This is a genomic window from Micromonospora sp. NPDC050276, from assembly GCF_044459545.1.
Taxonomy (GTDB): Bacteria; Actinomycetota; Actinomycetes; order Mycobacteriales; family Micromonosporaceae; genus Micromonospora.
The window spans coordinates 1-26,830 of sequence record NZ_JBITJA010000020.1; the positions used below are offsets into that span (position 1 = coordinate 1).

Consider the following 26,830-nt stretch of genomic DNA (forward strand, 5'->3'; position numbering starts at 1 on the left):
CACGAGGTCTCCGGTGTGAAGTTCTAGCTTGGTCGCTGAACCAACTACCGGAGACCTCTTCAATTAGCGACCACCGCCACGCCCCAACATCGACGCCCTACGAAACACGGCCTAGTGGCCCGCGTCGGGCAGTTCCTCCGGCGGGCTCCACGGGGTCTGGATCAGGCGGGCGCCGCGCCGGGTGCACAGCAGCGCACGCCCGGGCGGCAGATGACGCGGCTTGGTGTTGCCGAGCAGCGGACCCTCGTTGGGCGGGCAGGAGAGCGCCAGATCCGGGCTGTTCGTCTCCTGTAGCCGCCGGATCAGCGGGTCCATCGACATCCGCATCACGTTCGCCGCACCCCGGGTCAGCACCAGGTGGAACCCGATGTCCGCGCCCTGGGCGAGATACGGCACCAGCGGCATCAGCGGGCTGTCGTGCCCGGCGAGCAGGTCGTAGTCGTCGACCAGCACGAACAGGCGTGGACCCGTCCACCAGTCCCGGCGGCGGAGCTGTTCAGGAGTGATGTCGCTGCCCGGCACCCGGGGTCGGAGCCCGAGCACCGCGTCGGCCACCGTCGCCTTGGTCGAGTCGACGGAGACGGAGTAGCCCAGTCGGTACGCCTCGGGCACTGCGTCGAAGAGCTGCCGGCGGTAGTCGACGATCAGGATCCGAGCCTCGGCAGGGCTGTAGCGGGATGTCACCGACCGGGCCAGGTGACGCAGCAGGTTCGTCTTCCCGCTCTGGCTGTCGCCGAGCGAAGTCAGGTGGGGCAGCTCGGCGAAGTCGTGCCAGACCGGTTGCATTCCGGCCTCGTCCAGGCCCAGCGTGACCCGGAGGTCACCATGCGGCTCGGGCAGCGACGTGACCGGCAGCACGTCCGGCAGGGTACGCACCGGCGGGGCGGCTTCACCCGTCCAGAACTCGCCCACCATGGACACCAACGCCCGTACCCCATCGGTCAGGCTGTCCGGGTCGGCGGTGCCGTCGATACGCGGGAGCGCGGCCAGGAAGTGCAGCTTGTCCGCGGTGAGGCCACGCCCGGGCAGATGCGGCACGGTGGCCGCCATGCGGAGGTCGACGGTCGAGTCGACCGGGTCACCGAGGCGCAGCTCCAGCCGGTTGCCGATCTGGTCCCGCATCGCGTGGTGGACCTCGGACCAGCGGGACGCGGTCAGCAGCAGGTGCACCCCGAAGTTGAGTCCCTGCGCGGCGATCTGCCGGATCGCCGCCTCCAGCGACTCGAACTCCTGCCGCAGGGTGAACCAGCCGTCGACGACGAGGAACACGTCGCCCAACGGGTCGTCGGTGATCCGACCGTCCGCCCGCATCTGACGGTAGGTCACCATGCTGTCGACGCCGAGGCTTGCGAAGCGTCGCTCCCGCTGGCTGATCAGGCTGGTCACCTCGGCGACCGTGCGGCCAACCCGGTCGGTGTCGAGCCGGCCGGCGACGCTGCCCACGTGTGGCAGGTCGGCGATGGCGCTGAGCGTGCCGCCGCCAAAGTCGAGGCAGTAGAACTGCACCTCGCGAGGGCTGTGGGTGAGCGCCAGGCTGCTGATCAGCGTACGGAGCAGGGTGCTCTTACCGCTGCGCGGTCCGCCGGCGATACCGACGTGCCCGCCGACGCCGGACAGGTCCACGATCAACAGGTCGCGGATCTGCTCGAACGGCTTGTCGATGAAGCCGACCGGTGCGATCAGCCGGCCGTTGCCGGACCAGTCGAGTGCGGTGAGCCCGAGTTCCGGATCGGGTACCAGCGTCGGCAGGAGCTGATCCAGCGTCGGTGACACGCCCAGCGGGGGCAGCCAGACCTGGTGTGCCGGCGGCCCGTGGTCGACCAACTGATTCACCACGGTGGCGAGCACGCTGCGGTCCTGCGGCTTCTCCACCGACACTCCGCCCTGGCCCGCCCTTGCGGCGGCTTCGTTGGCTGCCCCGATCACACCGTTCGCGTCGCCCTCCGCCACGTCCGGTGCCTCGCCGGTTGACAGCGGTGCCGGCTCCGGAGACGCCACCGGCTCCAGCCGGTACGGCACCACCTGCTGCTGCACGACCTCCTGCCGGACCCGGTTGGTGGTGTCCCGGTACGCCCCGGAGACGTACCCCGCCTTGAACCGGATCAGCGTCGACACGTCGGTCCGCAGATAGCCGTTGCCGGGCGACGGGGGTAGCTCGTAGGCGTCCGGTACGCCGATCACCGACCGGGACTCCATGGCGGAGAAGGTGCGCAGACCGATTCGGTACGACAGGTGTGACTCCAACTGCCCGATCCGGCCGTCATCGACCCGCTGGCTGGCCAGCAGGAGGTGCACGGCGAGCGACCGGCCGAGTCGACCGATCATCACGAAGAGATCCATGAAGTCCCGGTGCGTGGCCAACAGTTCGCTGAACTCGTCCACCACGACGAACAGCGTGGGCAGCGGGTCCAGCGGAGCGCCCTGCGCACGGGCCCGTTCGTAGTCGAGCGCCGAGCTGAAACCGCCCGCCTGGCGCAGCAGTTCCTGCCGCCGGACCAGCTCGCCGTGCAGCGCGTCCTGCATCCGGCCGACCAGCGCGGCCTCGTCGGCCAGGTTGGTGATTACCGCCGAGGTGTGCGGGAGTTGGTCGAGGCCGAGGAAGGTGGCGCCGCCCTTGAAGTCGACCAGGACGAAGTTGAGTGTCTCGGAGGAGTGCGTGGTGGCCAGCGCCAGCACCAGCGTACGCAGCAGCTCGCTCTTGCCCGAGCCCGTCGCGCCGATCAGCATCCCGTGCGGGCCCATGCCGCCCAGCGCCGACTCCTTGATGTCCAGCTCAACCGGGTTGCCGCCGGCGTCGATGCCAATCGGCACCCGGAGCCGTTCCCCGACCGACCGCGGCGCCCACAGCTTCGTCAGGTCCAGCCGCCGTACGTCCGGGATGTTCAGCATCGTGCCCAGGTCGAAGTCGGACGCCAGGGTGTCCGCCGCGGTCTCGGTGACGATACCCAGCCGGTACGGTGACAGGATCTGGGCCAACGCAGTCGCACGGGCCACACCCAGCCGGTCCGGCCGGGCCAGCCGGGTGCGTACGTCACTGCCGACCCGGTCCCGTCGCACCATCAGCAGGTCGTCGCCGTCCACCTCAAGACAGAGCGTTCCCTTGCCGGTCGACGGGGCCGATTCGTCGAGGTCGATCAGTACCGCGTTGCGGTAGCCGGTACTCGACATCCGGCTGCCGTGGCCGAGCCGGCCTCCGTCGCGGATCACCACCACGTACGGCTCGTCGCGGCTCGGGGCCGCGCCCGACTCCCACCGGGGCCGCGCGCTGAACGCCTCGCCAAAGTGCCGCTCCACCGCCTCGATGGTGTCGCCGACCAACCGCACCGCTCCCGCAGCGTCCTGCTCGGTGTGGTGTTGCAGGTGCGGCAACCACTTCGCCCACTCCCAGGCGGTCACCCCGTCGCCGTCCACGCAGAGCGCCAGCCGGACCTCTTCCGGTGCGTGGAACGTGATCAGTTGGCCGAGCAGCGCACGCACCACCGCGCGGCTGTCCTCTTTGTCCCCGGTCACCCGCACCTGGCCGAAGCCGCGCAGGAACAGCGCGATGGGCTGGTCGGCGATGGTGGTGTAGGCCCGGATGAACCGACGCAGAGCCTTCGCCGACAGCGGCTCCAGGTCCTCGATCGGCTTGGTTTGCAGCGGTGTGATCCGCACCGCCATCCGCTGATCGCCGGTACCGACTCGTAGCTCGAGGAAGTCGGGGTGGGTGGGGCGGCGCTCCCAGCGCCGCGAGGTCATCACCAACGACCAGAGCGAGTACGGGTCCGGATGCTGCCAGTCGCTGGCGTCCCGTTGACGGGCCACGTCCCTCCGAATCCGCTTCCGGTTCTGGGCCAGGTAGCGCAGGTAGTCGCGGCGGTCGCCACCCAGGCGCTTCTTGCGGTCCATCCCGCCGAACGCGACCTGGCCGACGACCATGGCGCCCATGGCCACCACCATCAAGCCCAGCATCACGAAGGTGAGCGGCCCCCGGGACGAGTTCATGAACATGAGCATCATCACGCCGGACATCAGCGCCATCGGCAGTACCACCATCGCCTGGCGCATGCCGTTGTTCTGCGTGTCGGGTAGCTCCGGCGGCTCCTGAATATTGATCTCGCCGGCCGGCATCTCCGGGGCGTTGCGTCGGGCGGGGCGTCGGAACAACACCGTGCTCAAAAGGGATACCTTCCGCTCTGCGGGACAGCACGTGTCCGGGGTCGGGGCCGAGCGGTCGCCGTTGGCCCGACCTCTACAACGGATGCCGACCGCGATCGGGTCAACGCCGTCGTGCGTCGGCCCGGAACGTGAGCAAGATAAACCACAATTATTTGAACTCCACGGCCCATGGCCGCGTCGTCAGGGTCATGAGTGTCGCCGCTGCGGAGATGTGCCGCCTCGTGGTCCATGGGCCGGGGCGGCAGTTGCAGGTCGCCGTACCAGCCGATGTGCCGGTCGCCGACCTCCTGCCGGCGTTGCTCCACCACCTCGGGGACAACCTCGCCGATGCGGGATTGGCGCACGGCGGTTGGGTGCTGCAACGGCTGGGTGCGCCACCGCTGGATGAGGAGAGCAGCGTCGCCGCCCTGGGCCTGCACGACGGAGACCACGTCTACCTGCGTCCCCGCTCGGCCCAGATTCCGCCGGTGCACTTCGACGACCTCGCCGACGGCATCGCCACCGGCGTGGGCAACCGGTCCGGGCTGTGGCGACCGGAGATGATTCGCTGGACCGCTCTGGGTGTGCTGGTGGCTCTGCTGGCCGTCGGGTTCGTCACCCTGGCGATGTCCGGGCCGGCGCTGCCCCGCACGGTCGCCGCCGGGACGGTCGCGCTGGTCTGCCTGGCCGGGGCGTTCGGCTTCAGCCGGGCCGCCGCCGACCGCGGCTTCGGCCTGGTCGCCGCGTCGGGCGGGATCGGGTACGCCGGCCTGGCCGGAATGACGGCACCGGACGTCACCGGGGACGGCGGGGCACTGGTGGCCGGTGCGCCGCAGTTGTTCGCCGGCATGGTGGCCGTGGCGGTGACCGCGCTGCTCGCCGGGGTGCTCCTTGGCTGGGCCGGTCCGCTCGTCGCCGCTGGGTTCAGTCTGGCTCTGTACGGGGCTCTCGGCGCGGGGCTGTCCGCGTTCCTGACGCTGCCGACCGGTGAGGCGGCGGCGGTGGTCGCGGTGTCCGCGACGGTGCTGACCGTGCTGGTTCCGATGACCGCCTTCCGGCTCGCCCGGATCCGCCTGGCCCCGCTGCCCACCGAGCCGGAGCACCTGCAGGAGGACATCGACCCGGAGCCGAGCGACGCACTGCTGGCCCAGACCGCGCAGGCGGACCGGTACATGACCGGCCTGTACGCCGGGAACGGGATCGCCACCGCGGTCGCGTTGGCCCTGCTGGTGCTGAGCGGCGGGTGGGCCGCGTGGACGCTGGTGGGACTGGTCGCGGTGGTCCGGTCGCTGGCGCTGCGTCCGATGACCAGCGCCTGGCATCGACTGGCGCTGGCCGCCCCGGCACTGCTCGGGTTGGCGCTGATGGCCACGCGCACGCTCGCCGACGCGGCACCGCTGCTGCGGCTGGGTCTGGTCACCGTCGTCCTGCCGGTTGCCGGGGCGCTGCTGTTCACGCTCGGGCGCAAGCTGCCGCACCGGCGGATCATGCCGTACTGGGGGCGGATCGGGGACGTGACCCAACTGATCACCACCGTCGCCATGCTGCCGATCCTGCTCGCCGTGCTGGACGTGTACGGCGCCGCCCGGTCCCTGGGGGGCTGACCCGTGCAGTCCCGCCGCGATCAGGTCCAGGCCCAGTCGTACGTACTCGGCCGGTTGACCGGCGCACTGGTCTCAGCCGAGCCGGACGGGCTGGAGAGCCCACACCGACGGATGACCGTGGGGACGATCTGCGGCCTGCTGGTTGCGGCCCTGGTCGTCGCCGGGTTCACCATCTACGGCTTCATCGTTCCCGGCGGGGCGAGCAAGTGGCAGGCCCCGGGGGTGCTGGTGCTGGAGAAGGAGACCGGCACCCGCTACGTCTACGCCGCCGGCACGCTGCGTCCGGTGCTCAACTACGCTTCGGCCCGGTTGCTCTTCGAGGGCACGCCGAAGGTCGTCTCGGTATCCCGCCGTTCGCTGAAGGACGTGCCGCACGGCCAGCCGGTCGGCATCGTCGGCGCGCCGGACGCGCTGCCGGCCGTGGGTACGGTGGCCAGCCAGGTCTGGACCGTCTGCGCGTTGGCGGCGCGGGACCAGGCCGGCACGCTGTCGACCGCGACCACGCTCACCATCGAGCGGGCCAGCGCCAGGCGTCGGGACCGGCCGCTGGGCCCGACCGAGGCGGTCGTGGCTTCCGCCGGTGGCGAGAGCTTCCTGATCTGGCGGGGCCGGCGGCTGCGGCTGGCCGCGCCGTGGTTGGCCCGGGTGCTCGGTTACGACGGCAGCGCCATGCCGGTCGAGGCTGGCTGGCTGGAGTCGGTGCCAGCCGGGCCGGATCTGGCGCCGGTGCCGGTGTCCGGGAGGGGCTCTGCCGGGCCGATGGTCGACGGTCGACGGTCCCGGGTCGGTGAACTGTTCGTGGCCCGGACCGCCGGGGGGCAGGAGCAGCGGTACCTGCTGCTGGCCGACGGGTTGGCGGAGCTCAACCCGGTCGCCTACACGATCGTCGCGGCCGACCCGGAAACCACGAAACTCTACGGAGGCCGCGCGGTGACGCCGGTGGAGTTGAGCCCGGCCGCGCTGGCCCAGTTGCCGCTCTCGCGCCGATCGGTGCTGCCGACCGGGGTGCCGGGGTTTTTGCCCCGGCTTGTGCAGCCCCCGGCCGGTGGCACCTGGTGCGTCCGGCACACGTTGGCCGACGGCGCGGTCGAGGTAACCGCCGACCTGCCGGTGCTCGCCTCGGCGACGGTACGCGACGGGGTCGGGGTGACCCGCACCTCGCGCACCGCAACCCGGATCGCGGTGGAGCCGGAGGTCGGCGGCCTGGTGTTGGTCGGCCGGCTGGACCAGGCCGCGGGCTCCGGGTTCTACCTGGTCACCGATGCCGGAGTGAAGTATCCGCTGGCCTCGGCCAAGGTGGCCGAGCAACTCGGGTACCCGTCGGCCGGCGCGCGACCGGTGCCGCGCCGGTTGCTGGAGATGGTGCCGACCGGGCCGCTACTCGAATCGGCCCTGGCGGGGAGGTGATCGACGCCCGCCGACGGCGACCCGCGCCAACGGTCGCCATGGGGGACGGCCCAGCTCTCCCGTCATTCGAGGACGAGAGCGGTCGGTGGTCGCAGGGTGAACGGCTCCACAGGGGAGCCGTTCCGGACGCAAGCAGGAGAGAGGAAGCGGGATCATGCCGGGAAAGATCAAAGCCGATAGTGGGAGTTCAGTTGCTCTTGATGGTGCTTTCAGCACCATGGACGCTGACCTGACGTCGGCCGAGGGAGTGCTGAAGGACGCCTACCACGAGCTCGAGGTGGCCCACCGCGGCAGGTCGGGTGACGCGTACCGGCAGGGGCTGGACGAGATCAGGGCTGGGCTCACCCAGGTCCGTCGTGCGCTTGGGATCCTCAAGGACGGCGTGCGTGGGACCGGCCAGATCAACGACAGCACGGAGCAGACGAACACCTCCGCCGCCGGCAGTGTCGGAGTGACGGTGGGAAGCGTTGCGAGCTGGACCTGATCGGACCGGCTGTCCCGTCAGGACAACGCATTCCAACTACGGCCCTATCGCCACTATCTGAGTGAGAGGACATTCGATGACCGACTTCGACGTCGAACCAACCAGCATGCACGGGGTGGCGGACCGAATCTCTCGGCTCCCCGGTGAGGTCGACGCCGCCATCCAGACACTGATGCGGACCGTAGGCCAGTACGTGGACCTCAACAAGGGTACGGCGGCCGACGCCTACCAGGCGGCTCAGCTCCAGTGGAACCAGGGGCTTGGTCAGGTCAGGGAAGGGGCCGGGCAGGCCGCTCCCATTCTGCACAATATTGCCGACGAGTTCCTGGACGGCGACCGCAGGGCGGCCGGGCAGTACCCCGGCTGACGCCGGTCCGACCGTTGCCCTGGACGGGTGGCGCGGGAAACACTTCCGCGCCGCCCGTCCTGAGCCGTGACGGGGCGAGCATTATTTTGATGGCCAGACCAATCCACGATTCGCCAGCAGATCGATCAATTCGGAAAGGAGTGCGACGTGCCTCCCAAGATTACCCACGATGACCAGAGGCTTGCGGACGCGACAAAGACGATGAACGACCTCCGCCGGCAGAACGGTTCTGCCCGGGCGGGGATCAACCCCGGCGACACGGGGCACCCGCACGGAATTCCGTGGGCCAACCTGACCGTCGCGGCCGGCGGTGACACCTTCCCCAGCGGCGCGTATCTCAAGAAGCGGATCGGTGAAATCGGCGCCGCGGTCGACAAGGTTCTGGTGAGCTACGAAACCCGGCTGGCCAGCACCTCCCGGGCGTTGAGTGACACTAGGCGCGGGGCTGCGGACACCGAGCGGGACAACACCAACAAGGCCAACAACGTCGGCATCCCGCCGGCGACCGGGACCAATTAACCAACCTGACGTTCTGCGACCAGGGGTAATCGATGACACAGCCGACGCCGCCGCCGTCCACCGGACTGGACTCCCTTAGGTGGGAGGACGGGATGGAGCAGGTGCTGAAGGCGCCAGCCACGGACCGCAGCCTGTTCTACGACCGCCCCTGGATCAGCCTGGTCGACCATTTCATCTTCGACTCCGCCTTTGACTATGACGACGCCTGGGTCGGTCCCAACGAGTTCGAATATTATATTCGGCTCGGCGACGGTACAGACCGGGGAGACTTTAAATATCTGCGCGTCAAGGGGCGGATCGACTGGTTGACCGGCAGTCAGGGTGAATCCCCGCACGAGCGTTTCTGGAACGAGTTCCACAACCATTCCCGAGACACCCTGAATAACCCGCCAAGCCCGCTGCCGCTCGACCCGCAGTCGTTCCACACTGTGGCGGAGTCGATGTACAACCTGGCGATCTGGCTGGAGGACGCCGCAGCGCAGGTCCAAAAGGAAATCAACAGTCTCGATGATGGGGGAGGGTTCTCGGGGGAGGCGGCGAAGGCGTATCGCGAGTCGCTGGAGGCGAGCCGTAAGGACATGCTCGCCCTGCGCGACGACCTGGAGTCGAGCAAGAACTGGCCGCAGATGCTGCATAACAACGGGGATGCGGCGGACAAGTTCTGGCGAAACGTGCGGGCGTCCTGGTCTGCCTGGTGGAGTACTACGACCAACCAGCCGAACGAGATGATCCGCCGCGTGTTGGACCAGATGAGTGCACACGTTAACGGCGACGTCGTCGGTGAGACAGTCAGTCTCGACTTCGGCAACGGTACGAAGTCATATAACCTCCTGAGCCCCGGAACGCTGTTCAGCGATTTGAATTCGGACATGCACAACTACTTCCTGACCAGGGTAAATCTCCTGGACCAGGAAATGCGTACCCACTACGGCGAGCTGCGGAACAGCTTCGACGATACGGCCACGAACCTGTTGGACCCCCGCCCCGCCCCGCCTCCGACGCCGGGAGGTGTTGGCGGCGGTGGCGGCGGTGGCGGGGGTGGAAACATCGACCTTGATGACCTCCCTGGTGGTGGCGGTGGTGGTGGCGGTACCGGCGATCTGGGCGCTGGCGGTGGCGGTGATGGTGGTATTGGCGATCTGGGCGGTGGCGGTGGCGGTGATGGTGGTATTGGCGATCTGGGCGGTGGCGGTGGCGGTACCGGCGGTCTGGGCGCTGGCGGTGGTGGTGGCGGTGGTATTGGCGATCTGGGCGGTGGCGGTGGCGGTACCGGCGGCCTGGGTGGTGGGCCGCCCGGTGGGTTCGATCTCGGCAATATCGGTGCCGGTGGAGGTGGGCCCGGTGGAGATTTTGAGAGCGGCTCACCAGGCACGGGCGGCAACGGCCTCGGCGGATTGGGCGGATCCTCCGGTGGATCGGGTGCCATCCCCGGAGGTGGTTTCGTCGGTGGTCCGGGTCTTGGCGGCCTGCCCTCGCTGGGCGGTGGACGTCCACCGGGTCGGGACGAGCCGGGTCCCGGTTCGGGCGGCATAGGCAGCGGCACCGGCGATTTCGAGGAGGGTCCGAGCACTATCGATCCGGACGACCTCCCGGGCGGCGGTGGCTCGTTCCCGAACCTGCCCGGCGGCAGCGGCGCCGGGTCTGGTGGATTTCTGCCTGGGCTGGGCGGCCCGTCGGGTTCGAACAGCGGTGGTTCCCTCCCGGGCCTGGGCGGTGGCTCGTCGAATATCGGCGATCTGCCGGGCATCCCGGGCGGTGGTTCCGGTGGCGACTACTTCGGTGGCGCCTCGGGCAGCGACGGCATCGGCCATGGTTGGTCCGGCGTCGACTGGCAGTCCGGCTCGAACTCCGGAATGCCGGCGGGCTCGATGCAGATCGGTCCGCTGGGTCCGGCGCCGTTGGCGACCGATGGGTTCGCCGCCGCGGCCAGCGGTGGTTCGGGCTTGGCCGGGTTGGGGTCAACCGCTGCGGCGGGTGCCGCCGGTGGTGGGTTGGCCGGCGGTGCGGCCGGTTCGGCGGCGATGGGCGGAATGGGCCCGATGATGCCGCCGATGGGCGGCGCCGGAGCGGGCGGCCAGCAGCAGGAGAAGGACCGGGAGCGGAAGACGTGGCTGGCCGAGGAAGAGGAGGTCTGGGGTACGGATCCGGACGTGGCGCCGTCGGTGATCGGTCGGGACGACGCTCCGGACGCTCCCGGTGTGGAGCGGACCCGGCCGACCGCGCCGCAGAATCCTGCTTCGCCGTACTCGCCAGCGCGCGGTACCGGCCGGCAGACCAGTCGTGGTTACTGAGTGAGGAGCATGATCGTGTCCAGTCCCTTGCAGAACAGGTTCGAGCAGGCGTTCGCCGAGTTCGAAGAACAGAAGACCGCCATCTCCGAATTCGAGCGAAACCTCGAGGAAGCCTCGACGACCGTGACCGCGAAGAACCGGGCGGTCAGTGTGACGGTCAATGGTCAGGGTGACCTCGTGGAGCTCAAGTTCCCGACCAACGCGTACCGGACCATGGCCCCCGCCGAACTGAGCAGCCTGCTGGTGGAGACCATCAGGACCGCTCGGGAGCAGGCACGTGAGAGTACGAGCGAGCTGTTGCAGACGTTCCTGCCCGGTGGTGTTTCGTCCTACGACATGCTCAACAACCCGATCGACTTCGAGGAGATCATGGGTGAGGCGTTGCGGACGGCCGACCGGATGTTCTCCGGCATGCCGTCCAAGGCGGACCGGGCGGAGGAAACGCGATGAGAATCGCCGCAAACCTCGAAGTGATCAACAGTGGGCCGCTGAAGTACTACCAGGAGAAGATCGAGAAGGTTCAGCGGCTGCTGGATGCGGCCCTGGCGGAGAACTGGCCGCCCGGGCATTCCCGCAGCAGCGTCGACCACGAGGTCATGAAACAGATGGAGAAGCCGATCCAGGTGCTCGTCAACCTGGTCGACGCGTATGGCGCCCTGTCGACTCAGGACGGTCGCGACGTCGATGCGCTGGGCAAGGTGTTGGCGGACACCTCCGACCTCACCACGGACCTGGCCAAACAGATCAACGTGGATAACGTGCCAAACCGGTCCTGAATGACAGACTGTTACGTGCAATAAGGAAGGGCTACGCCGTTCTGACGGCGTAGCCCTTCCTTGGTGGGGGGTGTTGGGGTCGTGCCGTTCGTGGTTGGGGATAAACTCGCTGAGTTTTTCAAGTGGTTTTATGGTGAGGAGTTTCCGGGCCTTTTGCCGGAGAGGTTCAATCAGCTCGGGCGGCAGTTGTTTGGTGTTGCGGACGTTTTGGATGATGCGGGGAGGTCGTTCGTCTCGGGGGTGGAGACGATCCGTGGTGGGGTGCGGGGTGAGTCTGAGAAGGCTTTTGTTGCGGCGGCGGATCGTGTTGCGGGCCTGTTGAAGGCGGGTCCGGAGTTTGTGCGGACGCTGGGTCAGGCGATGGTGCAGTTCGCGGCGTTGTTCTTTTATGTGCAGGTCACTATTTTGGCGATCACGGCGTTGTTGTTGATCGAGTTGTTGATCGCGTTGAAGTTGTTGTGGATCAATCCTGCCCTGTTTTTGGAGTGGGTGGCGAAGGCGCCGGTGGTGCGGCAGGCGTTTTATCAGACGTTTGTGCGGGTGGTGGGTAAGGCGGCGATGGGTGCCGCGTTCAACATGATTTATGAGTTGTTGGTGGACGTGGCGGCGCAGTTGGCGGGGCGGGGTCGGGGTTATCAGCGGGGGTGGAATCGGAGTGCGACCGGTGACGCGGCGAAGGGGGGTGCGCTGGAGGCTCTGGTCGGTGGGGTGTTCGGGGCGGGTAAGGGGGCGGCGCGTCGCCTTGGTGGTGGTAGGGCGCTGGGTGGGGTTGCGGGTGGTGCTGGGGGTGGTTCGGCGGGGCGGGGTTTGGCTGGTCATGCGGCGTCGTCGGGAGGCAGGGCTGCGGAGGACGCGGCTGAGGAGCTTACGACGGAGGTGGTGTCGGGGCTGGTGTTGAACGGTGGCGTGGTCGACACGGGGATTTTGGCGCCGACGGCGGTATCCAGCGTGTTGAACAATTTCACGATGGAAGGGGCGGGGGCGGTAGGGAACGCGGTGAGGGGTGGTGGTGGAAAGGACGACCCGAAGTCAGGTGATGCGGATCCGGACACGGTCGCGGACCGCGATCCGGTACCGACTTATTCGGCTGTGGATCCGAATTCGCCACCTGGATACTCCGGGCCTCCCACGGATTCGGGCGTCGGGTCGAAGGATGGTCCGGGATCCCCGCCGTCGTATTCGCAGACCCCTCCGGCACCTCCCGCGAACCCGAACTCAGGATCGAACTCGAACTCGAACTCAGGCCCGGGGTCGGGTTCGTCGGCGGGAGGCGGGGCCGGATCCCAGGTGGATGCGGACGACGAGATGTTCCCGCCTGTTGTTCCGCCGGGTGGTGAGGTGACTGGGCCGGACGTGGTTATCGGACCGGACGTGACCACCGGGCCGGACCAGGATGTGTTGTCGCCGCCGTCCGACACGCCTTCCGTGCTGGTACCGGCCGGCACACCGGAACCAGCTGCGGCCAACGACCCCGTCTCGGGCCTCCCGGACGTGGATGCCCCGGCAATGGACAGCGACGTCGTCCCGTCAACCACCGGCACGTCCGGAATGGTAAGGCCGCAGCCGGTCACGGACCCGGCCTTGTCACAGACCGGCCCACCAACCCCACAAACGACCCCCCAGACCATCCCGCAGACGGGTCCCCAGACAGGTTCGGCGTCGACCCCCCAGACCATCCCGCAGACGGGTCTGGTGGGGACGCCGACGCAGACGAGCGGGCCGGCGACCATCTCCGGCCTACCCGCAGCGGCCGGTGCCACCCCGGTGAACCCGAACAGCCCGGTGGTTCCGGATGGCTCGACCAGGCCCACCACCTCGACCTGGTCGACCTCGACGTCGACGCCGCCGGCAGTTGTCTCCACCCCGGGCACCTCGCCCACCCCGGCCCCGCCGGGGGTATCCACTTCTGGGGTGCCTTCTCCGATCTCCGTGACGATGCCAGGGTCGGCGGGGCAGGGGACCTCGGCTGTGGACGGTGGTGGAGACCTTCCGCTGGCAGTGAAGCAGCCGGCGGTGCAGGTGGAGCCCGCCGATCAGCGGGTGATGTCTTCGTACTCCGTGGACGACACGGGCTCGACTGCTGATTTGACGGACACTGATGCTGCGCCGATCTCGACTCCGGGGGCGACTTCGGCGGGGGCGGGCCCGGTGGTCGTACCGGTGGTTGAGGGAGGCAGGACGCGGCGTTCGTCGGTGCGTCGGGTGGTGCGCCGGGGCGTGGACGAGAGCGACCAGGAGGTGGTTGAGGACCTTCCGCTGGAAGGGGTGGACCTGCCCGAGTCAGCGCTGCTGGTGGGCGTCCGGCCGCTTGAGGATCCGGCTCCCGCGGAGCAGGTTCAGCCCACCCCCAGCCAAGGGCCGGCGCCTAACCGGAGCACGAGCGAGCCGACCGACCCGGGTTCTGTGCCGAGCAGCTCGGCAGCTTCACTCCCGGATACGATGACGGCTCTTCGTCTCCCGACCCTACCCGAGGCGACCTGGTCGACACCGAACGATGACCGGTCGGGGGTGGTGGGAGGCTCCGTCGCGACGGCGTCCCCAACGGCAGGTGGGTCTGTTGCGGATACGTCGTTGCCGCGTGCTGATGACGCGCGGGCGGTGGATGCGTATCCGTGGTTGGCGTCGGTGAACCCGGACGGGTCCGCCACGAACTGTGTGCTCGTCGCGATTGCGGCGGACATGAGTCTGCAGCCGGGCGAGACTTTGACGTGGGCGGCTCCGGCCGAGAGCGGCCTGCCGGAGTCGGACCTGGTGGCATATCAGCGTCAGCAGTTGGGGTTGTCCGATCACGACGTGGCGCCGATTTTCCGGACGAGTATCGGATCGGTCCGTACCACGATGGCGACGGCTCCACCCGGGTCGCGGGGCGTGTTGTTGGTCCGCGACCCGGCTGCGGTTGCCGGGGTGGGGGCCTCACACGCGTTCAACGTGGTGGTCCGCGACGACGGTGTGGTGGACTTCCTCGACGCTCAGCGCGCCGACTGGGCTCGGGATCCGAACGAGTCTGATGATCTCTATTTCCTGCCGATGAACAATGAAATCGGCGTGCCGGAAGGCTCGTATGCCGTCGATCCGGCCGAGTTGGACGGTTACGCCGAGGGGGTCGCTACCGAGGTCGAACGCTCGGCGATCGTGGTGCCGCGCCCCGGAGTGGATCCCAACTTCAGTCCGGTGCTGGCGAGAAGGCGCGCCGGCCCCGGTGTCGACACGTACGACATGGAAGTGACCCTGGACAAGAAGACGTATTTCCAGGGTTCCGACGGTCTCTTCCACCCAGACCGTAGGTCGGCACGTGGGCCGGGGCAACAAGAGCCCACCGGGACCACATTCCATATCATCGAGGACAGGGTCCACCCGACGGTGGCCGATCCTCGTGGGGACAGCGGGCGGCCGTCCTGGGACAGCGTCTTCCGGGAAATCCGTGGCGTGGGTGAACGGTTGGCGTCGGCGCCCCTTTGGCAATCGGGTCAGCCTGGGTTGCCGATTGAGATGCTCTACCCTCCCGAAGAAGGGTGGGAGATCACACCGGACGGTCAGGGCGCGCAAGTTTTCGTGCCATTCCGTGACGACAGCCTGTACGTCCAATGGAACATCGGTCTACCCATTGGCGACGGACTCGGGATGGCGAGATGGTTGGCATCGGACCCGCATCCCCCGATTTTCGAAGCGCAGGTACTCCTGCGCGGCGGTATAGAATTCGGCCGAGATGTCGTCGCTCAGTACCTTGGGGTTCCCCCAAATGAGGCCGAGTCGTACCTGTACCTGCCGGAAGTCGCGCAACTCTGGGACTTCATGGTGCACACCTACACGCACGTCTCCGCCGTGGCTGAGCACGACGCCGCCAAAGTTGGCATGCTGCTGAAGAACCTGCTCTCGATCGGCCTCCGGAACCCACTGGACGTGGTCCGTAAAAGTTTGCCGGACTCCGTACGCCTGTTCCTTGAGGTCAACGCTCCGACCATCAGGCAAATGTGGACAGCACGCTTCCACAGACACATCACGAGCGAGAGCGCTTATCGGGACGAGTACGAACGACGGCACGGCGCTGACGGTATTGATTATCTTCGGCTGCAGACTCCGGAGGTGGAGGGCGTTGATGACCGGGTTACGATCGGTCAATATCTCGACAATGCCCTGCTTGATAACCCTGAAACCCGTGTCGAGCAGCTATTGGCAGTGGGTCTGAATAGCGGGTCGGGCTCGGACCCTTTCGAGAAGCTTGACAACAATCAGGGTCGATCCAAGGAATCCGCGGTATACGAGATCCGGAGGCTTCGCCTAGAACGGGTATCCGTGGATCAAATGGACGAAGATCATACGAGAATCGTCGGCCTAATCGGGGATCTGCGCGCCGAGGGCGAGCACCGTGAGGGCGACGAATCACCGCAACGGCCACTGGCGAACCAAATAACCGAGTTCCTTCGCGCAACGACTGGGCGGGTGTCCAGCAGTGGTCCCGTGATCAACAAGAGCCAAGCGGAGGAGATTTCCCGGCAACTGGGGAGCGTCCTGGTCGGCTCTGCTCATCCCTTGTGGCCGCAACCCCTGCTGCAGACGCGGCAACAATTGGGAGAGCTTGGCCAGCAACTTCAAGACTACGCAGTTATGCCGGACGCCGACGGAGGCTTTGCATCGAGTAGGGCTCAGGATCTCCAGAAGATCCTGGGCCAGATCGACTCGTTGCTGGCATCCTCTGACGACCTCGAATCGCTGACCGACTTGTACTTCGATGATGGGGTGGACGACTCCGCTGACGGCCCAGAGTCGGTGACCGACTTGTACCTCCACGATGCGGTGGACGATTCCGCTGACGGTCCAGAGTCGGTGACGACTGGCTGGTTGACGAGTGGTGCGGGTCCGGCTGGTGAGTTCACCGAGGTGATCACGTCTGGCTTGGATGACGTGACCGTTCATGAGCAGTATCCGTGGTTGCGGCAGGTTAATCCGGACCGTTCTGCGACGAACTGTGTGATCACGGCGATCACGACCGAGATGAACCTGCGGCCCGGTGAGTCGATGACGTGGTCTGCTCCGGGTACCCCGCCGAACCAGGACCGCGACAACGGTGACGCGGATCTGCTGCCGACCGTTGACCTGGTCAACTACCAGCGCGACCAACTTGACCTGGCCGGCTCCGAGTCCCGGCTGTTCCGCACGGATCTGGATTCGGTTCGGGCGGCGATGTCGGGGTCGCCGGTCAACTCCCGGGCCATCGTGCTTGTGCGTGGAGCCGGGCAACAGGTCTCCCACGCGTTCAACGTCATCCATGACGACAACGGTGTGGTGTTCCTCGACGGGCAGACCGGTGGACTGGCCAGGACCCCCGAAACCGTTGAGGAGTGGATCCTCATTCCCCTCACCGACGGCATCACCCCGCCGCCCGGCGCAACCGTCGTCGACCCGAACGACCTCACCGGCCGACGCACCGGTATGAACGGCAACACCACGCCCGCAGACTCCCAGCTTGGGCCGGAGGCGGGCAGCTCGACCGGCCCCGGTACCCGAGCCGGCGACGAACTCCGCACGGGTCCTACCGCGGCCGGCAACGACGACCTCGACGACCGTGACGACATCTACGTGACGGACTCAGACACAGAACCTGATCGGTCCGGTCCGCCTGTCGTTGTGTCGCCGGGTGTCCTTGGCCTGGTTTCCGATGAGTCGGACACCGAGACCGGGTTGGTTGCCGGGGAGGATGTGGCTGAGACGAACCGGCGTCTGGTGGGCGACTTCGATGATTTTGTTGATCGTATCAATGCGGTGCTTGCTGGTCCTGGTACGGAGACCGTTGCGGGTCGCGCGTACGCGGTAATTGCTGATGGGGATGCGAGTCTTGCTGAGGTTGGCGGGCTTGAGTTGCTTCGGGTGGATACTCGTGTTCCTGATTCGGTGCCGGCGGGTTATTCGTTGGTCGGTTTTGACACGTACTGGGCTGTGCGGCATGGTGATCAGACGGTTGCGTTCGTCTCGCCGGAGGACAATGGCGGGGTCGCGGTGCGCATTACCGGCCCCATCACCACCAGCGACCTGCTCAAACTAGCCGGCGAAGAAACCGGCATGGGCGGCGACGATACCGACACAACCCCGCGCAGTGGGCCGGCCAGCCCTGGCCGGGTAATCACCTCACCGGATATGCGTACAGTTCATACTCGTATTCTCCTTACCGACGGCATCAACCCGCCTCCCGGCGCAACCGTCGTCGAGCCGAACGACCTCGCCGGCCAACACACCGGCACGAACGGCTCGGACGACACGCCGGCGCCGTTGACCTCAGAAACGATGCCGGATCTTGCTGAGGTAGATGATCTCAGGCGGTTCGTCAAGGTTGGTGAAAAGAAGGGGTCCAATCTCGGCGGCGTTTATCAGGGGCCGGACGGTCGGCAGTGGTATGTCAAGGTGGCGAAAACACCTGTCCACGCGGCGAATGAGGTCGCCGCGTCGGCGCTGTACCGTCTTGCCGGGGTGGACACCCCGCAGGTGCGTCGGGGTCGGCGCATTCCCGAATTCGGATCCCAGTTGGTGACCTATACGGCTCTTGTGCCCGGTGCCGTCGAGGATCTCCGGATGCGGATGTACGACCCGGCGTATCTCGAGGTCGTGCGGTCCGGGTTCGCCATCGATGTCTGGTTGGCGAACTGGGATGTCGCGGGTACCACCTGGTCCAACATCGTGACCGGAGGTGACGGGCTTCCATACCGCATCGATGTCGGTGGTGCGCTGCTGTTCCGTGCGCAAGGAGGGCGGAAGGGAGCGGCTTTCGGCGCGACCCCGAACGAGATCGAATCGATGCGTGACCCCGATGTGAACCGTGAGACCTCGATGTTGTTCGGGCAGATGACCGATGAGCAATTGCGTAACTCCGTGGGGCGGCTCGCCGCCCTCACCGACGACAGCATCACCCGCATTGTGGGCGCGGCCGGTCTCGACCCCGAGGTCGCCCGGCTGCTCATCGAGCGGCGTGACTACCTCCTTGAGTGGGCCGGAGCGGACGAGCTGCCAGGAGCGAGGGCCCCGGGCAATGCGGGGGATCCGCAACCAACGTACTTCGCGCCCAACGTGCTGAAGATGGATACCGGGTGGTATGCCCTGTCGTTCCCGGAAGGGCAGTGGAATCTCGGACCGGTAGTCGAAGGAATCGTCGGCATCGGCGAGGATCTGGCCAGGCACGCGGTTGCCCAGGTTGACGGGGCGCGGCCGTCTGTGCGGTTCACCGTCTACCCCCCGCCGTCGAATCACGGGAGGTGGGGTTGGAAGCCGATCGAGATTGCTGAGCAGATCCGGCGGGAGTTGAGCGAGGAACTGTCGGATTGGCTGGGGCAGGCGTTGCGGGCACGGCCTGACCTGGTCGATGCGGCGGATTTCCGTGCCGTGTTGAACCGGCTGGCCCGGTCTGTGGTTATTGCCAGACCCCAAGAGCGTGGCCCGGTGCAGAGATGGTCGGATCCGGGCGGCGTGTTTCCGTATCGGATCGATGTGCACATCGACGGCATCAGTTCGCAGGGGGATGAGTCCCTCGGGGCGAGTCCGACCACAGGCCTGCCTGTCTTCGAGACGATGGTGCGGCGGAGTCTGGCCGAGCTGCGCGGGATTCGGGATGAGTTGATGACCATGCCCGAGGCGTCGCTGCCCGAGATTATCGGCAGGTTCGAAAAGGCGGTGTGGCGTCTTCTCAATCGGTTCGCCTTCGTTGCCGATGCCGGCGGTGACGCGTTGGCGGATGTCGGTGGGTTGCGTGGGCCGCTCGCGAACTGGTCCGCCGCATTGCAACATGCCGCCGGTATTCGCGCTCGTATGAAAAGGGTGGCGCGGGGCGGCGTGTTTGTTGACGGCGCCGATCTGGTTCGCCAGGCTGACCACCTGACCAAGCTATTGGACGAGTCCGCATTAGCCTGGACCCGGATTCCCTATTTCGACGATGACCTGATCTGGTACGGCAACGGAAGCGATCCCCAGCACCGCCTCATGGCCATTGAAGATGGTTTGCCGCGCCGGGTCTCGGCCGATCGGCCCACCGATCCGTTCGCGGTCGCGCTCCGTCGGGACATCAACCTCGATGCGCTGCGGATCACTGAGCATTCGGACGGGCGCGATGTGATGATGTGGCGGACCGACCGGCACCCGCTCTACCGGGTCGACCTGCGGAAGCCAGAGGAGATCGTTTCGGGTGGTGGCTTCGCGCCGTGGAACAACAAGCTGCCGGCCGACCTCTTCCTTTATACGCTGTTCTACAACCAGTACGCCCTGGTAGCGACCAGCCGGTCGGCGCGGTTCGCGGCTGATTTCCGCGACGGCTATGTGTATGAGATCGACGCTCCGGGCGGCATCGATCTGAACGCCACCCAGCGCAGATACGTCATCACTAATCAGCAAGAGGTGGTCTTCCCGGGCGGGATCCGGTCCGAATTCATTGTGCGGGCCAACCAGGTGGGCGCTGACGGCAAGCTGGTCGAGGTCTGGACGAACCCCCGGTACTCACGGGAAGAAGTCGACGCGCTCGCCGTCGAGGCGGCGGCGCCAGCGGCCCGGGTGGCGTCGCCCGTTGCGGAGCAGGCCGCTGAGGGGTCGGTGGTGCCGGTGCCGGTCGTGGTGTCGAACCGTCCGGGGTACGACGGGCCGCATGACGGCGTAAGCGAGTTGCCGGGGCTGGTGCACCGGGGCGAGTTCGAGGTCGAGTATCACGGTGGGGCGCCGCATGTGCGGGTCTACTCGGTGGTGTCGAACCGGCAGAACCTGCACGGCGACGCCCTTGGCAAGGGGCGCGCCAGGGCTGACGTGGCCGACGTCGCCCAGGATCCCCGGTCGGGCAGGATCGTGATTGCCGAGGGCGAGCGTGACCGGCCGTTGACGGTCATCGGTGGCCGGCCGTTGGCGGCGCTCAAACTGGTCGGGGCGATGACCCGTTACCAGCGCAGCCTCGGTCTGCCGGAGGGTAACGAGTCGGCGCCGCTGGTGCGGTCGTTCCTGCTGCCGTTGCCGGCTTACGAGGCGCTCACCCGGAACGCGGTAGGTGTCCCGGCGTGGGGCGGGGATCTGACCGGTGTGACGAGTATCCGCGGCGAGTTGGAGCCGAACGTGTTCGCGGTTCCGTTCTCTCAGGCTGATGAACAACTCGCCGCGCACGCGGTGGCTGGCTCGTTGCGGACCTACACCGATCACCCGCATTCGTTGCCGAGCGTCGGCCGCCAGGCCGGGGCTGCCGGGGTGGTGGAGTCGTTAAGCGTTCTGCGGGACCGGTTGGGTGTGCCGGAGCGTGAGCTCAACCCGGAATACGACCCGTGGCCGATCATCTCGGAGGTGCAGGAGGGCACGGTCGACGCGGCGTGGTCCGGCCGGGTCGCCGCTGAGCTGCGTGGGTTGTTGGTGACCTGGTGGCAGTCCCAGCAGCAGGAGTTCGACCGACGCCGTCACGCGTTGACCGAAGGCGATGAACCGGTCGCGTTCTACCATCGCCGCCAGGCGTTGGACGCCTTCCTCGCCGCGCACGGGATCGATGATGCTCATGGGAGCGACGCCGCGCATTTCATGACCAGGGTGGTTGAGCCTTGGGCGACGCAGGCGGCGATCGCGCACACCCTGGTTGAGGAGCACGAGCGGCTCCGGCGGGATCTGACCATCACCGACGAGGTACGGGTCGAGGACTTCGCGTCCCTGCGTCTGCGGGCCGAGGAGCGCGACGAACAGCTCCGTCAGTTGGGTGCCGAGCTGGACGAGCTGTGGCACGGCAACGAACCGGACGCGGTCCTGCGCATGGTCGACCGGATCCAGGAGGCGTTGCCGGAGTTGGCCAAGCGGTTCGACGAGTTCGCGGTGGTCGGCCTGGACCTTCTGTACGACGAGCACGTGCAGATGGTGCTGGGCCAGTACCGCGTGCTGACCGAGGCGGATCGCAACCCGCGCACGGCGGTGATCGCGAAGGCGATTCTGTTCCACGACATCGACAAGATCAACTCCAAGCGGCAGTACGGCGATGGCCGGGACCGGCACGACGCGGAGCCGGAACACATTCTCGCGGTCGAGCTGATCCAGCGGTACGCACCGCTGTTCGGTGACGCTTCGGATCTGCGGCTGGTGCTTGGTCTGGTGGACTCGGATCCGTTCGGGTTCTACCTGCGGGATCGGCACGGGCCGCAGGAGGTGTTCTCGTACATCGCCCGGCTCGCGTTCGAGGTGGACGGCCGGGACACGGTGGACGGTCCGTTGTCCGACCGTGACGTCGCTCGGATCCAGCAGATGTATCGGGCCGCGCACCAGTACTACCAGGCCGACTTCTCCTCGTACACCCGACACGCCAGCTACCAGCCAAGGGAGGAGGAGTCGGTTCGGAACGGAAGACGGCACCTCGATCACCATTTCGCGGAAACCCCGGACGGGCGGTTGCGGTTGGTCGACGGCCGGTTCGACTACGCCGGTGCGTACGTGGACCGAATGGCATCGCTGGACCGGGTGCTGGCCGACCCGGAGCAGGTCCGGTCCTGGTACGCCGGGATGCGGGACGAGCAGGGGCGGGCGCAGGCGGCCGCTGCTCTGGTGTCCCGGTACGAGTTGGCTGATGACCCGTTACGGTTGGTGACCCAGCCGGGGCAGGACCCGCAGGACGCGGCGTTGGCGGTCGCCGCCGGCTATCTGGGTGGGTCGGCCGCAGGTTCGACATCCGGCATCGCTGACACCTACACGGTGGATGACGCCGTGACGGACTACGTCAGGCGGGACCCGGCGACCACCGCGGTGGATCTGTTCGAGCGGGACGTTCCGGCGAGCATCACCGCGGCGTTGGTGGACTCGACGCTGGCGACGCGCGCGCTACCGACGACGGCGGCCACGGCCGAGATGAGGATGCCGGCTGATCTGCTCGACGACACCGACACGAGCCCGTCCAGCAGGGTCACGGTGCCGTTTCCGCTCGTGATGAGCGCTTCGTCGGCCACTCCCGAGGACACGCGTGTGGTACGGGTGGAGGCGCAATCGGCGGTCGTTGTCGCGCCTGGACAGTTGGTCGTCCGGGCGGGTACCCAGTTCCAGCTAGGTTGGGGTCACGGGTCCGACGGGCGCCCGATGGAGGTGTTGACCGAGGTCGACCCGATCCGGTCCGAGTCGAGCGACGGGGACGTCGCGTCCTCTGACGCCCTGGTGGAGTCGGTGACCGACCGGTACGTCGACGCCAGCAGCGATGGCGCCATCCCGGATGCCGGTCAACCACCGACCGGCAGTTACTCCGGGCCTTCGTCCGGTGGCGGTTCTGCTAACGGTTTGAGCGGTGCCGGCCCGGCCGGTGAGTTCACCCAAGTGATTCCGTCTCACCTCGATGACAGCACCGTGCACGAGGCTTATCCCTGGTTGCGGTCGGTCAACCCGGACCGGTCCGAGACGAATTGTGTCCTCACCGCCATCACCACCGAGATGAACCTGCGACCCGGTGAGACCATGACCTGGTCCGCCCCCGGTACCGCTCCGGATGAGGACAACGGCGACGCGGACCTGCTACCCACCCTGGACCTGGTCAACTACCAACGCGACCAACTCAACCTGACCGACCCCGACTCCCGGCTGTTCCGCACCGACCTGGAATCGGTGCGCAGCACCATGTCCACGTCGCCGATCAACTCCCGGGCCGTCCTGCTCGTCCGCGGCGCTGGGAAACAGGTCTCACACGCTTTCAACGTCGTTCACGACGGCAACGGTGTGGTCTTCCTCGACGGGCAGACCGGCGGACTGGCCCGCACTCCCGAAACCGTCGAGGACTGGATCCTCATCCCACTCACCGACGGCATCAACCCACCCCCCGGCGCGACCTCCGTTGATCCGAGCGACCTCACCGGCCAACACAGCGGCATGAACGACGACGACACAACCCCCGCAACCGCCGGAAACCGCCAGCGTGACCGGGTGGAGGTGCCCGCCGTGGCCCCGCCCCCGGTGAACGGCACGATGACGGAGGAGGAGAGCCTTCGGGCCTCGGCCGCTCTGCCGGACGGCTCCGCCTGGGAGCATCTCCTGCTCACCGCCGCACCCCCCGGGTACCTCGTCTACTCGCCCTACCCGTCCGATCAGTGGCAGCACCCGGGCCTGATCTATGTGGAACAGTCGGGCTGGCAGGTGCCGGTGGCGGCGAGCCGGATCCAGCCGCTGCCGGGTGTCGTCACCATCGTGGTGGCGGTGTCACCGGATCTCCCGTCCAACGCCGTCGCCAACGCGCTCGCCGATGTGGTAATCCGGGTGTACGGCGGCGATCCCGTGCCGCCGCTGCGGGTCCTCGTGTCGGGTGTCGAGGGAGAAAACCACGTCATTCTCGACCTCGTCGATCGGCTACCCGGCCAGGTCGAGGTGATCGGACCGCTGGGCGAGTGGGCGGTCGGCACCGACGGCGCGCTGCTCGATCCGACCGAAACAGGGCCCGGCTGGGGCCACTTCCGCACGGATCAGGATCCCCAGGTGGAGCACGGCCTGGCGGTCCAGGTACGCGGAACGGACGCCGCCGCGCGCCCCGCGCCGTACGGCAACACCGGAGAGCGGCTCGCCGGTTGGGTGTCCCTGGTTCTCCAGATCTCCGGTGGCCACCTGATGGACCGGGTCACCGGGCTGCACCGCGCGTTCTACGGCGACGTGGTCGAGGCCGACAGCCTGGTCGAGTTCGCGGACGCGACCAACGCCCAATGGACCAGTGCCCGTTTCGGCGGCGTCGTCTGGGATGTCATCCGGCACGGGCCGGGAAGCAGTGCGTTGGTGGAACTGCGTAACGGCTCCGGCCAGCTGGCACTGGTCGCGGTGATCCGCAACGAGGAACGCGGCATCTTCTTGATCAACCTGGTCACCGGCGCGGTGACACCGTTGTCCACCGCCCCGATCTTCGCCGGGACGGCACGCGTCATCCTGCGTGACCCGTCCGGAGAACCGCAATCGCCGTCGGCCCCCGACCAACTGCCGGCCTGGTGGCAGCGGATCGGGTCCAACCAGGCGCTCGACGTTCGCACCAATGGGGACCTGGCGGTGCACTGGGCCGACTCCGGTCTCGTCATCTCATCCGCGCAGGCCGCACCAGCCGATCCCCGCCCCGCTGACGTGCTGTCCGACTGGTTGACGATCAACGTGGCGGTGGCCCCCGAGACCCGGGCCCGGCCCCTCGCCCGGGTGATCGCACCGCTGCTGCGCAGCCTCTATCCTGCCGGCCCGCCACCGATACGGGTCCTGACCGACGGTGTTGACGGCCGCAACCGGTTCGCCGAGCACCTCTCGGGTCTGCTCCCGCCGGGCACGTCCATCGCCGCACCGGGCGGCACCCGGGTGCACTCGAACGACGGCAGCATCCAGGTCGAAGGGGTCGGCACCGACCTGCACTGGGTGCGCTACGTCGCCGGCTCCTTCCCGCAGCCGGGCGTCCAGCAGCCGATCGCCGATCGCATCCAGTCGTACTACCCGAACCCGGAGATGGTGCCCGGCGAGGACCTCTACCGGGAGACCGACGATGACGGCGACGAGGACGAGGGACTCGACGGCAACCCGGTCCTGGCCAGCCGTGAGCCGTCGTCGGCGGTGGTGCTCGTCGACGACCAGGGCGAGCAATACGGGCTGACCCCGTTTGCCGTCCGCCGATGGACCGAGGACAACGGCGTGGACCTGCCCGATTCGCAGGTGTTCGAGGAGCAGCTCGTCGAGGTGCTCTATCCGGCGGAGGAGACGACACCGCGGGAGTACCGCGTCGACGAGGCGGCGCTCTTCGTCCAGCAGGTCCAGGCCCGGGTCTTCGACCAGCTCGCGGCGGACCAGGAGACGGTACTCGAGGCCGTCGAGCTGGCCGGCCAGTGGATCCTGCGCCAGTTCCCACCGGACCAGTTCGTCTACGTCGGGCTGGGCCGCAGCCCTGCTGCGATCATCGCCGCCCTGCCACGGCTCGACCACCGGGTACGGTCGGCGAACCTGCCCCTGTCGGCGTTCCGGCCCGGCCCGGCCGAGCCGAACTCCATCCTGGCTACCACCCTCGACCAGCCACCGGCCGACCCCGACCAGTTGGCGATGCTGCACCGGCACTTCGACGAGTTCCTGGGTGACCTGCCGACGGACCGACCGATCGTGGTCATCGACATAGCCGACACCGGTCGCTCGCTGATCTCGGTGCAGCACCATTTACAGCGGCACCTCGATGCGATCGGGCGTCCGCAGGTGGTGTACGCGTTGGGCGTGGACTACGCACTCGACGTCCCATCGGCGGAGATCACGGCGATCGCTACCCCCGTCCCCGGGGAGCCGGCGGCCACGGTCGAGGCACGGCGCCAATGGGCGTCCCGATTCCGGGTACTCCGGCTGGGCACCAACAGTCCGCTCGCCCCGCCGTACAACCGGGTGTTGGCCGAGGCGCTGGGGCAGGAGGCGTTCGACGGGCTCGCCGAGTACGGCTCCTATCCGCTACTCAGTCAGCCGGCCCGGTACTTCGAGCAGGACCGGCCGCGCCGCGGCACGGACGCACAGCAGGGCTACGGCGTGCTCCAGGATGCGCTGGACGAACATTCCGGCTCGCAGCGGATGTCGGTCGACGAGATCACGATGGTGCCGGGGAGTGCCGGGTTGGGTGTGGACGGGTCGGCGGAGCTCGGGCCATCCGGGCGAGGGCAGCTGGCCTGGCTGCCGGGTGGGCAGCCCTGGCAGCTGGGGAGTTTGCCGGTTCCGGTTGCGGCGGTGGCCTCGTCGGCGCAGCGAGTGAATGGTGCCGAGCCGATGGGTGTGGGGGCCGGGTTGGCGGCGGCGGTAGCGACGCTGCCGGCGTGGGAACAGGGGGCGGATCGTGTGCCCCGGGTGAGTGCGGTGTTGGACCGGCTGGGTGTGGGGTCGGCGACACGGGATGGTGCGGACTCGCCGGCGTCACTGGCGGCTCGGTTGGGCGGCCGCTTCGCTCCGATTCGGCCGGTGGACCTCGCGGGCTTGGGCTTCGGCACATCCACGGTGGTGTGGGTGGCTGAGCCGGATGATCAGCGGCATGTGGTGATCGCCCATCGTGGTCTGGATGGGCGTGTGTGGTGGGTGCAGACCCAGACTGCGCAGGGTTCGAGCCCGTTCACCCGGGTCAGGTTCGCCGGGGAGGCCGGCATGGCTGCTGGAGACGTGGCGTCCGAGTCGGATCGGTGGGCGGCTGCGCCGCTGTGGGCGGTGGTGAACGACCGCGGTGGTCTGGTGGAGATAGGTGATTCTGGGCAGATTGCCGGGTCGGATGCGTTGGTTCGCCCGCTGCGGAATTGAACCGGACGGTCGCGGCAGCC

At 67.7% G+C, this 26,830-nt stretch carries 10 protein-coding genes; 9 read left to right on the forward strand and 1 reads right to left on the reverse strand.

Going from position 1 to position 26,830, the window contains the following annotated elements:
- Positions 1-111 precede the first annotated feature (111 nt).
- The gene (eccCa, locus tag ACIBF8_RS29185; RefSeq protein WP_396787181.1) at positions 112-4,110 is read right to left on the reverse strand and encodes a type VII secretion protein EccCa; all 3,999 of its coding nucleotides are present in this window, start codon (positions 4,108-4,110) and stop codon (positions 112-114) included.
- 236 nt (positions 4,111-4,346) lie between these two features.
- Here eccCa and eccD point away from each other — a divergent pair, with 236 nt between their 5' ends.
- The 9 genes from eccD (at position 4,347) to ACIBF8_RS29230 (ending at position 26,810) form a co-directional block, all read left to right on the forward strand.
- On the forward strand, positions 4,347-5,741 hold the full coding sequence (gene eccD / locus ACIBF8_RS29190; RefSeq protein WP_396787137.1) for a type VII secretion integral membrane protein EccD: 1,395 nt from the start codon (positions 4,347-4,349) through the stop codon (positions 5,739-5,741).
- Positions 5,742-5,744: 3 nt separating this feature from the next.
- Complete coding sequence (eccB, locus tag ACIBF8_RS29195) at positions 5,745-7,148, forward strand: type VII secretion protein EccB (RefSeq protein WP_396787138.1); 1,404 nt, start codon at positions 5,745-5,747, stop codon at positions 7,146-7,148.
- A gap of 217 nt (positions 7,149-7,365) precedes the next feature.
- Positions 7,366-7,632 carry a hypothetical protein gene (locus ACIBF8_RS29200; protein ID WP_396787139.1) on the forward strand — a complete coding sequence of 89 codons (267 nt, stop codon included), beginning with the start codon at positions 7,366-7,368 and terminating at the stop codon, positions 7,630-7,632.
- Between the two features lie 76 nt (positions 7,633-7,708).
- Positions 7,709-7,999: a WXG100 family type VII secretion target gene (locus ACIBF8_RS29205; protein ID WP_396787140.1), complete on the forward strand. Its 291-nt coding sequence runs from the start codon at positions 7,709-7,711 to the stop codon at positions 7,997-7,999.
- 147 nt (positions 8,000-8,146) lie between these two features.
- Positions 8,147-8,518: a hypothetical protein gene (locus ACIBF8_RS29210; protein ID WP_396787141.1), complete on the forward strand. Its 372-nt coding sequence runs from the start codon at positions 8,147-8,149 to the stop codon at positions 8,516-8,518.
- Between the two features lie 92 nt (positions 8,519-8,610).
- Positions 8,611-10,809: a WXG100 family type VII secretion target gene (locus ACIBF8_RS29215; protein WP_396787142.1), complete on the forward strand. Its 2,199-nt coding sequence runs from the start codon at positions 8,611-8,613 to the stop codon at positions 10,807-10,809.
- A gap of 15 nt (positions 10,810-10,824) precedes the next feature.
- Positions 10,825-11,259, forward strand: a complete 435-nt coding sequence (locus tag ACIBF8_RS29220) for a YbaB/EbfC family nucleoid-associated protein (RefSeq protein WP_396787143.1) — start codon at positions 10,825-10,827, stop codon at positions 11,257-11,259.
- Positions 11,256-11,585, forward strand: coding sequence for a hypothetical protein (locus ACIBF8_RS29225; RefSeq protein ID WP_396787144.1), 330 nt, complete (start codon positions 11,256-11,258; stop codon positions 11,583-11,585). The genes ACIBF8_RS29220 and ACIBF8_RS29225 overlap by 4 nt, the downstream gene beginning before the upstream one ends.
- 81 nt (positions 11,586-11,666) lie before the next feature.
- A complete protein-coding gene (locus tag ACIBF8_RS29230) occupies positions 11,667-26,810 on the forward strand; it encodes a toxin glutamine deamidase domain-containing protein (RefSeq protein WP_396787145.1) in 15,144 nt (5,047 codons plus the stop codon).
- The last annotated feature ends 20 nt before the right edge of the window (positions 26,811-26,830 follow it).

Bases quoted from the DNA above. Each gene is read 5' to 3' on its own strand.
- ACIBF8_RS29215 (WP_396787142.1), top strand. From the start codon at position 8,611: ATGGAGCAGGTGCTGAAGGCGCCAGCCACGGACCGCAGCCTGTTCTAC.
- ACIBF8_RS29205 (WP_396787140.1), top strand. From the start codon at position 7,709: ATGACCGACTTCGACGTCGAACCAACCAGCATGCACGGGGTGGCGGAC.
- ACIBF8_RS29200 (WP_396787139.1), top strand. From the start codon at position 7,366: ATGGACGCTGACCTGACGTCGGCCGAGGGAGTGCTGAAGGACGCCTAC.
- eccCa (WP_396787181.1), bottom strand. From the start codon at position 4,110: ATGCCGGCCGGCGAGATCAATATTCAGGAGCCGCCGGAGCTACCCGAC.
- eccD (WP_396787137.1), top strand. From the start codon at position 4,347: ATGAGTGTCGCCGCTGCGGAGATGTGCCGCCTCGTGGTCCATGGGCCG.
- ACIBF8_RS29225 (WP_396787144.1), top strand. From the start codon at position 11,256: ATGAGAATCGCCGCAAACCTCGAAGTGATCAACAGTGGGCCGCTGAAG.